Annotated in this window: 13 protein-coding genes; 10 read left to right on the top strand and 3 right to left on the bottom strand. The window is 67.6% G+C overall.

Going from position 1 to position 14,996, the window contains the following annotated elements; genetic code table 11:
* Positions 1 to 587 precede the first annotated feature (587 nt).
* Together IMW82_RS10070 and IMW82_RS10065 are read left to right on the top strand one after the other, a co-directional pair.
* Positions 588 to 2,813 (top strand): NADP-dependent isocitrate dehydrogenase, encoded by a 2,226-nt coding sequence (locus IMW82_RS10070; RefSeq protein ID WP_108471809.1) that lies wholly within the window; start codon positions 588 to 590, stop codon positions 2,811 to 2,813.
* Between the two features lie 126 nt (positions 2,814 to 2,939).
* Complete coding sequence (locus IMW82_RS10065) at positions 2,940 to 3,962, top strand: TraB/GumN family protein (protein ID WP_108471808.1); 1,023 nt, start codon at positions 2,940 to 2,942, stop codon at positions 3,960 to 3,962.
* Between the two features lie 92 nt (positions 3,963 to 4,054).
* Here the strand turns inward: IMW82_RS10065 and IMW82_RS10060 are convergent, their stop codons facing one another.
* Together IMW82_RS10060 and IMW82_RS10055 are read right to left on the bottom strand one after the other, a co-directional pair.
* The gene (locus IMW82_RS10060; protein ID WP_108471807.1) at positions 4,055 to 4,999 is read right to left on the bottom strand and encodes an aldo/keto reductase; all 945 of its coding nucleotides are present in this window, start codon (positions 4,997 to 4,999) and stop codon (positions 4,055 to 4,057) included.
* Positions 5,000 to 5,104: 105 nt separating this feature from the next.
* Positions 5,105 to 5,299, bottom strand: a complete 195-nt coding sequence (locus IMW82_RS10055) for a hypothetical protein (RefSeq protein WP_108471806.1) — start codon at positions 5,297 to 5,299, stop codon at positions 5,105 to 5,107.
* Positions 5,300 to 5,408: 109 nt separating this feature from the next.
* Here IMW82_RS10055 and IMW82_RS10050 point away from each other — a divergent pair, with 109 nt between their 5' ends.
* The 7 genes from IMW82_RS10050 to IMW82_RS10020 all read left to right on the top strand — a co-directional run bounded on the left by IMW82_RS10050 (position 5,409) and on the right by IMW82_RS10020 (position 12,159).
* Positions 5,409 to 6,329 (top strand): LysR substrate-binding domain-containing protein, encoded by a 921-nt coding sequence (locus IMW82_RS10050; protein WP_108471805.1) that lies wholly within the window; start codon positions 5,409 to 5,411, stop codon positions 6,327 to 6,329.
* A gap of 67 nt (positions 6,330 to 6,396) precedes the next feature.
* Positions 6,397 to 7,509 (top strand): S-(hydroxymethyl)glutathione dehydrogenase/class III alcohol dehydrogenase, encoded by a 1,113-nt coding sequence (locus tag IMW82_RS10045; protein ID WP_108471804.1) that lies wholly within the window; start codon positions 6,397 to 6,399, stop codon positions 7,507 to 7,509.
* Positions 7,510 to 7,596: 87 nt separating this feature from the next.
* A complete protein-coding gene (locus IMW82_RS10040) occupies positions 7,597 to 8,259 on the top strand; it encodes an NYN domain-containing protein (protein ID WP_108471803.1) in 663 nt (220 codons plus the stop codon).
* Between the two features lie 103 nt (positions 8,260 to 8,362).
* Positions 8,363 to 9,274: a class I SAM-dependent methyltransferase gene (locus IMW82_RS10035; RefSeq protein ID WP_199909832.1), complete on the top strand. Its 912-nt coding sequence runs from the start codon at positions 8,363 to 8,365 to the stop codon at positions 9,272 to 9,274.
* Positions 9,275 to 9,287: 13 nt separating this feature from the next.
* Positions 9,288 to 9,821 carry a pseudouridine synthase gene (locus tag IMW82_RS10030; protein ID WP_108471802.1) on the top strand — a complete coding sequence of 178 codons (534 nt, stop codon included), beginning with the start codon at positions 9,288 to 9,290 and terminating at the stop codon, positions 9,819 to 9,821.
* A gap of 183 nt (positions 9,822 to 10,004) precedes the next feature.
* Positions 10,005 to 11,126 carry a serine hydrolase domain-containing protein gene (locus IMW82_RS10025; protein WP_108471801.1) on the top strand — a complete coding sequence of 374 codons (1,122 nt, stop codon included), beginning with the start codon at positions 10,005 to 10,007 and terminating at the stop codon, positions 11,124 to 11,126.
* 286 nt (positions 11,127 to 11,412) lie between these two features.
* Entirely contained in the window at positions 11,413 to 12,159 is a 747-nt protein-coding gene (locus IMW82_RS10020) for a class I SAM-dependent methyltransferase (protein WP_199909831.1), read from the top strand.
* 3 nt (positions 12,160 to 12,162) lie between these two features.
* On the opposite strand, the gene IMW82_RS10015 is transcribed toward IMW82_RS10020, so the two are convergent.
* Positions 12,163 to 12,960: a TatD family hydrolase gene (locus IMW82_RS10015; protein WP_211004373.1), complete on the bottom strand. Its 798-nt coding sequence runs from the start codon at positions 12,958 to 12,960 to the stop codon at positions 12,163 to 12,165.
* 302 nt (positions 12,961 to 13,262) lie between these two features.
* Here IMW82_RS10015 and gspE point away from each other — a divergent pair, with 302 nt between their 5' ends.
* Positions 13,263 to 14,996: a type II secretion system ATPase GspE gene (gene gspE / locus IMW82_RS10010; protein ID WP_108471799.1), complete on the top strand. Its 1,734-nt coding sequence runs from the start codon at positions 13,263 to 13,265 to the stop codon at positions 14,994 to 14,996.

Here is a 14,996-nt window from a genome sequence, read left to right as displayed (position 1 = left end):
CGGTTCAGCGTGACGGTGTGGCTTGAATGTGGATCAGCGGGCGCAAGAGCCGCGCCGCAGCTGAATGCCCTGCCACCAAGCTCGCAACCGATCAACCGTGAGGTGGCTATCACTTGGGCCTCTCCTTCCGGACGGAGTTGCATGCAATGGGCAATGAAACCGGCAAGGCAGATTTTCCAATGTGCAGGGCGGGGTGTAATCGACCGTGCACGAAGACAGCAAGACGCTCGATGCGACGGTGCCGGAGACCACCGCGTTCATGATCAGCAAGCCGGCTGGTTTCCCGGCCGGCAACTACAAGGTCGACATTCCTCTGGATGGCGCCCAGGGCGCCAGCAAGGACTTCCCGGTGAAGCAGTCGCCACCCCAGGGTGGGGCGAAACGGGGGCGCGGCCATGCCGCGCCCCCGTCGTTTGTCCCGCGTGAACCACGACACGTCACCGCAGGTTGCCGGCAACGGCCGCGTCGCGCTTTCCCCACCCCGGCGAAAACGCGACAATGGGAGGCTTGCATCAGACTGCCGTCGCTATCCGGCAACACGGCGGCCCCTCCCGGCCACGCAGTAGTCACCGAGGTTCACACAGACAATGTCCAGCACGCCCAAGATCATCTACACACTGACCGACGAAGCCCCGTTCCTGGCCACGCAGTCGCTGCTGCCGATCATCGCCGCGTTCACCGGCACGGCGGGGATTCGCGTGGAGACGCGCGACATCTCGCTGGCCGGGCGCATCATCGCGCTGTTCCCCGAGGTGCTGCAGGAAGGCCAGCGCATTCCCGACAGCCTCGCCGAACTGGGCCAGCTGGCCACCACGCCGGAGGCGAACATCATCAAGCTGCCGAACATCAGCGCCTCGATGCCGCAGTTGAAGGCAGCGATCAGGGAGCTGCAGGGCCAGGGCTACGCACTGCCGGATTACCCGGATGCACCGAAGAACGACGGCGAGAAGGACATCAAGGCGCGCTACGACAAGGTGAAGGGCAGCGCGGTGAACCCGGTGCTGCGCGAGGGCAACTCCGACCGCCGCGCGCCGGTCTCGGTGAAGAACTACGCGCGCAAGCACCCGCACAAGATGGGCGCCTGGAGCCGCGATTCGAAGACCCGCGTGGCGCACATGGACAGTGGCGACTTCTACGGCAGCGAGAAGTCCGCGCTGGTCGGGCAGGCCGGCAACGTCAGCATCGAGTGGTTCGGCAAGGACGGCAGCCACACCGTGCTGAAGCCGAAGACTGCGCTGCTGGCCGGCGAGATCATCGACGCGGCGGTGATGAGCCGCAAGGCGCTGGCCGCCTTCATCGATGCGCAGATCGCGGATGCGAAGCGGCAGGGCGTGCTGTTCTCGCTGCACCTCAAAGCGACCATGATGAAGGTGTCCGACCCGATCATGTTCGGCGTGGCGGTCAGCGAGTTCTACCGGGACGTGCTGGTGAAGCACGCCGACGCGCTGAAACAGGCCGGCTTCAACCCGAACAACGGCATCGGCGACCTGTACGCGCGCCTCGGTTCCCTGCCGGAGGCGACGCAGGCGGCGATCAGGGCCGATCTCGACGCCGAGTACGCGCAGCGCCCGGGCGTGGCGATGGTCAATTCGGACAAGGGCATCACCAACCTGCACGTACCCAGCGACGTGATCGTCGATGCGTCGATGCCGGCGATGATCCGCGACTCCGGCAAGATGTGGAACGCGCAGGGCCAGCTGCAGGACGTCAAGGCGGTGATCCCCGACCGCAGCTACGCCGGCGTCTACCAGGCCACCATCGAGGACTGCAAGGCGCATGGCGCGTTTGACCCGGCGACCATGGGCAGCGTGCCGAACGTGGGCCTGATGGCGCAGGCGGCCGAGGAATACGGCTCGCACGACAAGACTTTCCAGATCGCCGGCGACGGCGTGGTCAAGGTGTTCGACGAAGCCGGCAGCGTGCTGCTGCAGCATGAGGTGGAGGCCGGCGACATCTGGCGCATGTGCCAGACCAAGGATGCGCCGATCCAGGACTGGGTGAAGCTGGCGGTGAGCCGCGCGCGGCATACGCCGGCGGTGTTCTGGCTCGACCCGCAGCGCGCCCACGACGCGCAGGTGATCAGGAAGGTCGAGCGCTACCTGAAGGACCACGACACCAGCGGCCTGGACATCCGCATCATGGATCCGGTCGCCGCCACGAAGTTCTCGCTGGAGCGCATCCGCCAGGGCCTGGACACCATCTCGGTCACCGGCAACGTGCTGCGCGATTACCTCACCGACCTGTTCCCGATCATGGAGCTGGGCACCAGCGCGAAGATGCTGTCGATCGTGCCGCTGATGGCCGGCGGCGGCCTGTTCGAAACCGGGGCTGGTGGTTCGGCGCCGAAGCACGTGCAGCAGTTCCTGGAAGAGGATTACCTGCGCTGGGATTCGCTGGGCGAATTCCTGGCGCTGGCCGCGTCGCTGGAGTTCGTGGCCGGCCGCCAGGGCAGCGTCGAGGTGGACGTGCTGGCGAAGACGCTGGACCAGGCCAACGGCAAGTTCCTCGACACCGACAAGTCGCCCTCGCGCAAGCTCGGCGGCATCGACAACCGCGGCAGCCACTTCTACCTCGCGCTGTACTGGGCGCAGGCGCTGGCTTCGCAGGACGTGAGCGCCGCATTGAAGGCGAAGTTCGCGCCGCTGGCGAAGGCGCTGACGGAGAACGAGCCGACCATCGTCGACGAACTCAACCGCGTGCAGGGCAAGCCGGTCGACATCGGCGGCTACTACCACCCCGACCTGGCGCGGGTGAGCGCGGCGATGCGGCCCAGCGCCACCTTCAATGCCGCGCTGGCGCTGCTGTCGGCGTGATGCGCCGAAGCATGCGCGCTTGAAACGAAACGGGGCGCCGCGAGGCGCCCCGTTTCGTTCATGCGGCCACCTGCGGCTCAGGATCGGCCTGCCACAATGGCGACTGTTGAAGAGGAGTCGCTCGGCATGCGTTTGCTGCATCTTGTTTTCGTGCTCGCCCTGGCAGGGTTGTCGCCTGCCTTCGCACAGTCGGCGGCCAGTCCGGTTGCGCCGGCCGCTGCGTCGACCGCCGCCGTCGCCGATCTTCCGGTCGTGGTGGTCAGCGGTGTGCAGCCCGGTCCCGGCTTGTGGAAGGTGAGCAAGGGCGGGCACGTGATGTGGGTACTCGGCACGCTGTCGCCGCTGCCGCGCGACATGCAATGGCAATCGCGCGAGGTGGATGAGGTGATTGGCGCCTCGCAGCAGGTGCTGCTGGCGCCTTCGGTGCAGCTGAAGGCCGACGTCGGTTTCCTCGGCAAGCTGTTCCTGCTGCCATCGGCTTATGGCGCGCGCAAGAACGCGGATGGCGAAACCCTGCAGCAGGTACTGCCGCCGCCGGTGTATGCGCGCTGGCAGGTGCTGAAGCAGAAATACCTCGGCGACGAGAGCGGCATCGAGCGTTGGCGGCCGCTGTTCGCGTCGCAGGAGCTGTACAAGAAGGCGCTGAGGGCGAACGGCCTGAGCCGTTCCGGCGGGATCAAGGCGAATATCGACGCACTGGCCAAACGCCACGGCGTACCCGAGCTGTCGACCGACTACCACGTGCTGATCGAGCATCCGCGCGCGGCGATCAAGGCGTTCAAGCAGGCCGCGCCGCGCGACGTCACCTGTTTCATCCGCACCCTGGACAGCGTCGAGCACGACCTGCCGGCGATGACTGCGCGCGCCAACGCCTGGGCCACCGGTGACCTGCAGGCGCTGCGCGAATTGCCCGACAGCGATCGCCGCGATGCCTGCGTGGCGGCCATCACCGGCGCCGGTTTTGCGCAGACGCTCGGCCTCGATGACGTGCCGGCGAAGCAGCGCGCCGTATGGCTGGCTGCCGCGCGCAAGGCGCTGGCAGCCAATGCGCAGACTTTCGCGCTGCTGCCGATGGACGAGCTGTTGAAGCCGGATGGTTATCTGGCCACGCTGCAGGCCGAGGGTTACCAGGTCGACGCGCCGGAGTGAACGGCCTTTCGCAGGGCGGGCAGCGCCCGCCGCTCTTCGTCACGGTGTCATGTGCAGCAAAAGCCGGCGGGCAGCGCCCGCCCTACAAACGGTCAGGCGCTGGCCAAGTCCAGTTGCGCGATCTCGTTGTCGTTCAGCTGCAATGACGTGGCGCCGAGCAGCTCGTGCAGCTGTTCCACGCTGGTGGCGCTGACGATCGGCGCGGTGAGGCCGGGGCGGGCGATCAGCCAGGCCAGCGCGACCTGGGCCGGGGTGGCGCGATGCGTAGCGGCCACCGCGTCCAGTGCGGCCAGTACCTGCAGGCCGTGCGGGTTCAGGAATTTCTTCACCGCGCCGCCGCGTGCGGCACTCTTCGCCAGGTCGGCCGCGCTGCGGTACTTGCCGCTCAAGAACCCGCTGGCCAGCGCGTAGTAGCTGATCACGCCGATGTGCTCGCGGCGGATCAGCGGTTCCAGCTCCTGCTCGTAGCCGGCGCGGCTGACCAGGTTGTATTCCGGCTGCAGGCTTTCGTAGCGCGGCAGACCGTGCTGTTTCGACATGGCCAGCGCGTCGGCGAAGCGCGCCGCGTCGAAGTTGGAGGCGCCGATCACGCGCACCTTGCCGGCCTCGATCAGCCGGGCGAAGGCGCCCAGGGTTTCCTCCATCGGCACGCTGGCGTCGTCTTCATGCGCCTGGTACAGGTCGATGCAGTCGACCTGCAGGCGCTTGAGCGAGCCATCCACTGCCTGCTGGATGTTGACCGGCGACAGGCCCGGCTGCTCGGCCCACTTGGCGACCTTGGTCGAGATCACCACCTGCTCGCGCTTGCCGCTGCGCTTCAGCCACTTGCCGAGGATGGTTTCCGACTCGCCGCCGCGGTTGCCCGGCACCCAGGCCGAATAGACGTCCGCGGTGTCGATCAGGTTGCCGCCGGCGTCGACGAACGCATCGAGCAGCTCGAACGAGCGCTTCTCGTCCACGCTCCAGCCGAACACGTTGCCGCCGAAGGCGAGCGGGGCGATGGCGAGCGGCGAGTGGCCGAGCGGACGTTTCTGCATGGGGTGCCTCCGGAGGCAGCGAGCGGGGAATCGGCGCGCGGCGTGAGCACGCGCGCCCTCATCCAAGTGGCTGCATATCGGCGGCATTCAAGTCTCGGGCGGCGCTCAACGCGGGCTCATGATCCGCGGCCACACGCTGGCGCAGCACGCCAGCGCGCGGCGTGCGGTCCTGGCGACGTTGCGGGTGCCGGTGCTGCTGGCCGGGCCCGGCGTGGGCTCCGGCTCCGGGCGCCAGTCTAGGTCGTCCTTGTGCAGCAGATGACCGTGCAGGAACAACATGTCTTTCCAGAGCGAGTGCATGGGGGAAGCCTCCTGGGGAAGCCTTGGGCTTGGGGAGTGCTCAAGGTACGCGCGCGGCAGGCTGCCAAAAAGCGATATATTCGCAAGCCAGACTTGAGAGGAATTCAAGATGGGAAGGTTGCCGCTGGGCTTGCTGCAGCAGTTCGTGCTGGTCGCCCGGCTGGGCAACCTGTCGCGTGCCGCGGCGCAGGCCAACCTCACCGTCAGCGCGCTGAGCCACCAGATGCGTCAGCTGGAGGAACGCCTGGAACGGCGCCTGTTCGAGCGCGGCCCGCGCGGGGTGAAGCTGACCGCCGACGGTTGCGTGCTGCTGGAAGCGGTCGGCACGCATTTCGACGGCATCGAGCACGCATTGGCGGGGTATCGCACCCGCCACCACGACGCGCTCACGCTCAGTGCCAGCCCCGGCATCATGTCGAGTTGGCTGGTGCCGCGGCTGCCGCGGCTGGTGGCCGCGCATCCGGAGCTGGAACTCAGCCTGCAATCGGGTTCGACCCTGGTGGATTTCGAGCGCGAGCCGGTGGATGTGGCCCTGCGCTACGGCCGCGGTGAGTGGGCGGGCCTGCACAGCGAGCGCCTGTTCGGCGAGTGGATCGCGCCGGTGGCGGCGCCGACGCTGATCGCGCGGATGAGCGGCGCCGACCCGCGCGACCTCTCGCGCTGGCCGCTGCTGGGCGAGCCGAGTCCGTCCCGGCGCTGGAGTGACTGGTTCGGCCGCAGCGGCGGCACGCCACCGGCACGTTATGTGGCGCAGTTCGACAGTCTGGACGCCTTGCGCCACGCCGCGCTGGAAGGCCTTGGCGTGGCGCTGGGGCGGATGGTGACCTCGAAGTCGCTGATCGACGCCGGCCGGCTGGAAGTGCTGGGCGACAACTACCTGGCGGTGGAGGAGGCCTACTGGCTGGTGTACCCGCCGCGCTCGCTGGAGCACCGCGGCCTGCAACTGTTCCGCGACTGGCTGCTGGCCGAGGCAGACGACTACCGTCGGCAGATGTCGGCGTTCCGTCCCGACGACAAGCCGGTCGGCTGACGCGGTTCCGCAAAGCAGTCAAACGCGTCATCATCGTGGGTCGTTGCCGAACGTCAGGAGTCGAATCATGAAATCACGCGCCGCCGTCGCCTGGGCCGCAGGCCAGCCGCTCACCATCGAACAGGTCGACGTGGCCGGGCCGAAGGCCGGCGAGGTGCTGGTGCGCATCGTCGCCACCGGTGTGTGCCACACCGACGCGTTCACCCTGTCCGGCGCCGATCCGGAAGGGCAGTTCCCGGTGATCCTCGGCCACGAGGGCGGCGGCATCGTGGAGGAAGTCGGCGCGGGCGTCACCTCGCTCAAGGTCGGCGACCACGTGATTCCGCTGTACACGCCCGAATGCGGCGAGTGCAAGTTCTGTCTGTCCGGCAAGACCAACCTGTGCCAGAAGATCCGCGTCACCCAGGGCCAGGGCCTGATGCCCGACGGCACCAGCCGCTTCTCGCTCAACGGCAAGCCGCTGCTGCACTACATGGGCACCAGCACGTTCAGCGAGTACACCGTGCTGCCGGAGATCTCGCTGGCGAAGATCAACCAGGCCGCGCCGCTGGAAAAGGTCTGCCTGCTCGGCTGCGGCATCACCACCGGCATCGGCGCGGTGCTCAACACGGCCAAGGTGGAAGCCGGCGCCACGGTGGCCGTGTTCGGCCTGGGCGGCATCGGCCTGTCGGTGGTGCAGGGCGCGGTGATGGCCAAGGCCGGGCGCATCATCGCGATCGACCGCCACCCGGAAAAATTCGCGATGGCGAAGGCGCTCGGCGCCACCGACTGCATCAACACCAGCGATTACCCGGACACGCCGATCCAGCAGGTCATCGTCGACCTCACTGACGGCGGCGTGGATTACTCGTTCGAGTGCATCGGCAACGTCAACGTGATGCGCTCGGCGCTGGAGTGCTGCCACAAGGGCTGGGGCGAGTCGATCATCATCGGCGTGGCCGGCGCCGGGCAGGAGATCTGCACGCGGCCGTTCCAGCTGGTCACCGGGCGCGTCTGGCGCGGCTCGGCGTTCGGCGGTGTGAAGGGTCGCTCGCAGCTGCCCGGCTACGTCGAGCGCTACCTGGCCGGCGAGATCCGCATCGACGAGATGATCACCGAAGTGCTGCCGCTGGAGCGCATCAACGAGGCGTTCGAGCTAATGCACGGCGGCCAGGTGATCCGCTCGGTGATCCACTACTGACGTAGAATGCGCGCACGCTGCCGGCCCCATCCTGCCGGCGGCGTGCCTCGTTTTCATGTTCGCACACGCCACGCACAAGGTCGCTCCATGAACCGCACCGCCATCCTCGTCGACGGCGCCTTTTTTCTTGCCCGTTACCGCAAGGTCTACGGCGAGCGCGACGCCGGCGACGCGCGCGCGGTGGCGAAGACCGTATTCAGCATGGCGCTGGAACACCTGAAGGCGCTCGACCGCCCGCGCGAGCAGCTGTACCGCATCTACTTCTACGACTGTCCGCCGCTGGAAAAGAACTTCGTCAAGCCGATCAGTGGCAGCAGCATCGACTTCGGCCGCACCGGTGCCGCCGCCTTCCGCCGCGAGCTGCACGACCAGCTGCGCCGGCAGCGCAAGATGGCGCTGCGGCTGGGCCGGCTGGCCGAACGCGGCGAATGGCAGTTGAAGCGCAGCGCCTACCAGCAGCTGCGCGAGGGCAGCCTGCACTGGGACGACCTGAGCGACGAGCACTTCGAGCCGGACATGCGGCAGACCCAGGTCGACATGAAGATCGGCATCGACATCGCCGCGCTGACCTACAAGAAGCTGGTCGACCAGATCATCCTGGTCGCCGGCGACGCCGATTTCATCCCGGCCGCGAAGCTGGCCCGCTACGAAGGCATCGACTTCATCCTCGACCCGATGTGGCAGGGCATCGCGCCGGACCTGCACGAACACATCGACGGCCTGCAATCGGTGTGCCCGCGGCCGTTCTGAGCCATCTACCCAGTCTGCACATGATTTTCGTGATATTGCATCAAATCCGGACGGCCAACGCGCCAGGGAGTCAATGATGAACCGCGGGATACGAGTGGCAAGGATGGGTACGGCGCGCCGGGTCGCGCTGCTGCTGCTGGCCGCTTGCCTGGGCCTGCCCACGATGGCTGTCGCGCAGACGTCGCGGGCCGCCTCGGCTGAGCCGGACCAGCCGGCGGACGAGCTGGTGCCGCCGACCAGTGCCAGCGACTTCACCGCCTCGCAGCTGGACAGCGTGCTGGCCGGCAGCTGGCGTTCGCCGGCCAATCGCGCCCGCGACGCGTACCGCCACCCCAAGGCCACCTTGCAGTTCTTCGGCGTGCGGCCAGACCTCACGGTGATCGAGATCACTCCCGGCGGCGGCTGGTATGCCGAGATCCTGGCGCCGCTGCTGCATGACAACGGCCACTACATCGCGGCGGAGAAGGCGCCTGCCGCCGACAGCGAGGCACGCGATGACGACAGCGCGCTGCGCAGGAAATTCGCGGCCGACGCAGCGCACTACGGCAACGCCCGCATCGTGCCGTTCGATCCGAAGGTACCGGTATTCGGTGCGCCGGCTTCGGCCGACCTGGTGCTGACTTTCCGCAACGTGCACAACTGGGTGATGGCTGACACCGCGCCGGCGATGTTCAAGGCGTTCTTCGCCGTGCTCAAGCCCGGTGGCGTGCTCGGCGTGGTCGACCACCGCGCCGACGACGGCGCCTCGCTGGAAGCGGTGAAGCGCAGCGGCTACCTGCCCACCAGCTACGTGGTGAAACTCGCCACCGAGGCGGGTTTCACGCTGGACGAAAGCAGCGATATCAACGCGAACCCGAAGGACACGAAGGATTACCCGAAGGGTGTGTGGACGCTGCCGCCCACGCTCGCGCTGGGCGAGCAGGACAAGGCGAAGTACCAGACGATCGGCGAATCCGACCGGATGACCCTGCGCTTCGTCAAGCCCGTGGTGCCGGCAGCGGCCTCGACTCCCTGAGTCGAAGCGCGCCATGCTGATCGCGTTGAACAAGCCGTACGGCGTGCTGTGCCAGTTCACCGATGACCGCGGCCGCGCCACGCTGGCGGATTTCGTCAGGCAGAAAGACGTCTATGCGGCTGGACGGCTGGACCAGGACAGCGAAGGCCTGCTGCTGCTGACCGACGACGGCCGCCTGGCGCACCGGCTCACCGACCCGCGCCACAAGCAGGCCAAAACCTACCTCGCGCAAGTCGAGGGCGTCATTGACGAGGTCGCGCTGCAAGCCTTGCGCCGCGGCGTGGTGCTGAACGACGGCCCGACCCTGCCGGCCGAAGCCGCCTTCGCCGTCGAACCGGACTGGCTGTGGCCGCGCGATCCGCCGGTGCGCTTCCGCCAGTCCATCCCGACCAGCTGGCTCACGCTGACCCTGCGCGAAGGCCGCAACCGCCAGGTGCGCCGGATGACTGCGGCGGTCGGCTTCCCGACCCTGCGCCTGATCCGCGTGCGCATCGGCGAGCATGCGCTGGATGGCCTGGCGCCCGGTGAAACGCGGGTGCTCGGCTGAATGTGGATTCCGGTGGCGGCCAGCCGTTGTTCCGATAGCACGCGAACACGCCACGGGTGCTTCCGCATGCGGAAGTCGGCAAAGTCCGCTATCGGCCACGAGCTGCCGTTCGACGTCTACGCTCGAAATACGCTCGCGGCTATGCTTGGCTGAGCGGGCACCACCCAGCTGCAGGAGGAAACCATGCCATTTGGTCTGAGATGTATCGTCCTCGCGGGGGCAATCCTGGGCCTGACCATTGTCGCGACGCCGACAAGCAGAGCGTTCAACGCCGACCGATCGAACGCCTATGCGTTGGAGTTGGCGCGACTCGATGGTTTCGCACTCGGACTGGCCGAGGTGAAGCGATTCTCGGGCGTCGTGCTGGTCGCTCGTGACGACGGCGTGGTATTCGAGAAAGCCTATGGAAAACGGGACGCCGAGGGAAACGATCCGGCAACCGTGGACATGCGTTTCAATCTCGCCTCGGCCGGCAAGATGTTCACCAGTGTAGCGATCCTTCAGCAGATCGCGGCGGGGCGGATCTCACTCGACACCCACGTAAGCGACGTGCTGAAGGACTACCCGAACCGGCGCTTCGCTGACACCGTCACCGTGCGCGAATTGCTTACGCACACCTCGGGCGCCGGTGATGTCGATCTGTTTGGGGTGGAGAACGCCGCCAACCGCGCGCGCGTGCACAGCGTCGCCGAGATGCTGGCATTGGACGACCGGCGTCCACCGGCATTCGAGCCGGGCACGAAGCTGGTCTACGACAATTTCGGCTACGTCGTGCTCGGGCGCATGGTCGAGGTGCTCTCGGGCGAAGACTACGAGAGCTACGTGCGCAGGCACATATTCCAACCCGCAGGCATGACGCGTACGGGCTTCGTGGACTGCACCACGCACGCACGGGACCTCGCAGTTGGTTACGCGACGGTAAACGGCAAACGTGTGTCCAACTGCGAGACGCTGCCCGCGCGCGGATTCCCAGCTGGCGGCGAGGTGTCGACGGCACGCGACATGTACCGTTTCGTGCAGGCGCTGCAGGCGGGCAAGCTCATCCCGCACGCGCTGTTCGCCGAAGCCACCCGCACGTATCGCGAATTCATGGGCCTCGGCTTCTTCGCCACCGGCTACGGCCCTGGCGTGCCTGCCAGCGACTTCCGCTGGGGCCATGGAGGCAGCGCCGCGGGTATCTGCGTCGACGTACGCACCTACCTGCACACCGGCGAAACCATCATCGTGCTGAGCAACAGCAATCCGCCGGACTGCTACCCGGTGGCCAATTTCCTGCACCAGCGCCACGGATCCGTGAAAGGCTGAGAACCTCTGGGTTTGGTTCGGGTCCTGCTGTCGAGCTGCGCCTACGCGTGGACTGACCATGGATCGTAAAACTTTCCGAAAGCGGACGCCCGCCACCGGCTGCAACGGGTCGAAAGCGGACCGGGACAACTTGGTGATCAGGTGGTCCGAAGGCAACACAAAACCACCAAGACCGCATGGGTCGCAACCCGCAGCACGTTCAGTCTCCACCGGGGTGGGTGATCACTTCGACCGAATCCGCAGTTGCGGGCGCGATAATACGCATTCCCTGCCACCGGAAATGCGCATGGACTTCAAGGACCACTTCTCCGGCCACGCCGCGCTGTACCGCGATGCCCGCCCGCTGCCGCCCGCCGACTGGTTCGACTGGCTGGCGGCGCAGGCGCCCGACCTCGCGCTGGCCTGGGATGCCGGCTGCGGCAACGGCCAGGCCAGCCTGGGCCTGGCCGCGCATTTCGAGCGGTTGGTCGCCACCGATCCCAGCGCCACGCAGATCGCACAGGCCACGCCGCATCCGCGCATCGATTACCGCACCGAGCCGGCCGAACGCAGCAGCCTCGCCGCCGGCAGCGTCAGCCTGGTCGGCGTGTCGCAGGCGCTGCACTGGTTCGACCTCGCCGCCTTCCATGCCGAGCTGCGCCGCGTGGCTAAGCGCGGCGCGCTGGTGGCGATCTCGGCCTATGGCAACTGCAGCGTGAGCCGCGCCGTCGACGCGGTCGAACGGCGGCTCTACGCCGATACGCTGGCCCCAGACTGGCCGCCCGAGCGCGCCTTGGTGGATGCCGGATACGCCAGTCTGCCGTTTCCGTTCGAGCGCGTTGATGCACCCAGCTTCATGATGCGTGCCGACTGGAACCTCGCTCAATTCCTCACCTACCTGCGCTCGTGGTCGGCGGCGCAGCGGCATCGGCAGCGCACCGGCCACGATGCGGTGCAGGCGGCCGCCCCCGAGCTGGCTGCGGCCTGGGGCGAGCCCGAACGGGTGCGCGCGGTGCGCTGGCCGTTCTTCGTGCAGGTGGGGCGGGTGGCGTGACGCTCAGGCCGCTTCGACCAGGCCGAAGAACGCCTCCGCCGTGGCGGTGCTGTTCGCCGCGGTGACTTCCGCGCTCTCGCCGCGGTCGCGGGCGACTTCCTCGCAGATGTGCTTCAGGTACATCGGCTCGTTGCGCCGGTGGCTGGGCGGCGGCCGCACCGTGCGTGGCAGCAGGTAGGGTGCGTCGGTCTCCAGCATCAGTCGGTTGGCCGGAATCGTGCGCACCAGTTCGCGCAGGTGGGTGCCGCGGCGTTCGTCGCAGATCCAGCCGGTGATGCCGATGTGGCAGTCCAGCGCCAGGTAGTCGCGCAGCGCCTCGCCGGTGTCGGTGAAGCAGTGCACCGCCGCGCCAGGCACCCGGTCGCGGTAGTGCCGGAGCAGGGCGACGAAATCCGCGTGTGCATCGCGCTGGTGCAGGAACAGGGGCATCTGCAGGTCGGCCGCGATCTGCAGCTGGCGTTCGAACACCCGCAGCTGCACCTCGCGCGGCGAATAGTTGCGGTTGTAGTCCAGCCCGGTTTCGCCGACCGCGCGTACCTGCGGTTGCAGCGCCAGTTCGCGCAACACCGCATCGGTGGCGTCGTCATAGTCGAGCGCGTGGTGCGGATGTACGCCGGCGGTGGCGAACAGCGTGCCGGGGTGCGCCTTGGCCAGCGCCAGCGCGTGTTCGCTGCCCTCGCGCGAGGCGCCGGTCACCACCATCCGCATTACGCCGTGGGCCTGCGCGCGCTGCAGCACGGCGTCGAGGTCGGGGTGGAACGACTCGTGGGTGAGGTTGGCGCCGATATCGAGCAGTGGCATGGTGCGGCCGGTCATCGAAAGCGGCATTGTCCCAGACCCCGGCAGCGACGCAAACGCGCGACCGGCGGCGGGCGCGTCGCGAGCCTGCGACCCGCGTCACGCCGGCGGCGGCACAGGAAATTTTCCTAGGCTGCGGATGTCCCACGCTATGGGCGCATGCCCCACAATGGATGTTTGTGCCGGCGTGGTGGCTGGCGTAGCGGCATTCACCTGCTGCCAGCCGGATGTGCTAACTATGGTGCGTGCCGTTTCGCCGCAGGGGAGCGTCGACGGCTTTTCGCGGTTATCGAGCGGGGTGGAGGATGTCGGCAGTGATCGAGCCGGCGGTCGGCGGGTCGGTTCAGGTGGCGGATGACCGCGAGGCGGAAGTCTGCGCCTGGCTGGTCGCGCGCGGACGCCTGAAGGACGGCGACCTGGGCCGTGCGCGCCGCCTGCACGAGGAATCGGCCGAGGGCACGCTGACCACCTTGATGGCGCGGCTCGGGCTGGTCTCGGAGCGTGACCTGGCCGAGGCCTGGGCCGAGCTGCTGCAGGTGCCGTTGCTGGCCGCGCGCGATGCGCCGGAACTGCCGCCGGCCGAGCTGGAGCTGTCGCTGCGCTTCCTGAAACAGCAGCACGTGGTGCCGGTGCAGGATGACGTGCACGGCCTGGCGCTGTTGGTGGCCGATCCGGCCGATCCGTATCCGCTGCAGGCGGTCGAATTGGCCGCCGGCCGGCCGGTGGCGTTGCGGGTGGGCCTGCGTTCGGAAATCGATGGGCTGATCGAACGTTATTACGGCAGCGGTCGCTCGGCGATGGGTACCATCGTGGAGAACCTCGACGGCAGCGCCGCGGAGGAGGACGACGTCGAGCACCTGCGCGACCTGGCGTCCGAGGCTCCCGTCATCCGGCTGGTGAACCTGATCCTGCAGCGCGCGGTCGAACAGCGCGCGTCGGACGTGCACATCGAGCCGTTCGAGAACCGGTTGAAGGTGCGCTACCGCATCGACGGCGTGCTGCATGAAGTGGAAGCGCCACCGTCGTCCTCCACCGCCGCGGTGATCTCGCGCGTGAAGATCATGGCGCGGCTCAACATCGCCGAGCGCCGCCTGCCGCAGGACGGACGCATCCAGCTGCGCGTACAGGGCAAGGAACTGGACCTGCGCGTTTCGACCGTGCCGACCAGCTTCGGCGAGTCGGTGGTGATGCGCATCCTGGACCGCGAATCGGTGGTGTTCGATTTCGCCTCGCTGGGCTTCACCGACAGCTTCCAGCAGCGCTTCGTCGACGTGCTGGAAAAGCCGCACGGCATCCTGCTGGTGACCGGCCCCACCGGTTCCGGCAAGACCACCACGCTGTACACCGCGCTGTCGCAGATCAACACCAACGACGTGAAGATCATCACCGTCGAGGACCCGGTCGAATACCAGCTCGAAGGCATCAACCAGATCCAGGTGAAGCCGCAGATCGGGCTGGATTTCTCCGGCGCCTTGCGCTCGATCATGCGTCAGGACCCGGACGTGATCATGATCGGCGAGATGCGCGACCTGGAGACCTGCCGCATCGCGATCCAGTCCGCGCTGACCGGCCACCTGGTGCTGTCCACCCTGCACACCAACTCGGCGGCCGGCGGCATCACGCGCCTGCTCGACATGGGCGTGGAAGACTACCTGCTCGGCTCCACCATCAACGGCATCCTGGCGCAGCGGCTGGTACGCCGGCTCGATCCGGAAACCGCGATCGCGTACGAGGCACTGCCCGAAGTGATCGAGCAGTTCGAGCTGCACAAGTACACCGACGAGCGGCCGATCCGGCTGTGGAAACCGGGCAGCAGCGCGGCCAACCCCAGCGGCTACCGCGGCCGCCGCGCGATCATGGAGTTCCTCACCATGAGCGACCCGCTGCGCCGGCTGGTGATGCAGCGCGCGAACGAGGGCGACATCGAGAAGCAGGCGCGCAGCGAGGGCATGCGCACCATGTACGAGGACGGCATCGCCAAGGCCGTGGCCGGCATCACCACGCTGGAAGAGGTCCTGCGCGTGACGCAGGAAGGCTGA

Source organism: Rhodanobacter sp. B2A1Ga4 (genome assembly GCF_018101315.1).
GTDB classification, from domain to species: Bacteria; Pseudomonadota; Gammaproteobacteria; order Xanthomonadales; family Rhodanobacteraceae; genus Rhodanobacter; species Rhodanobacter thiooxydans_A.
This window is presented reverse-complemented; position numbering and strand designations above follow the sequence as displayed.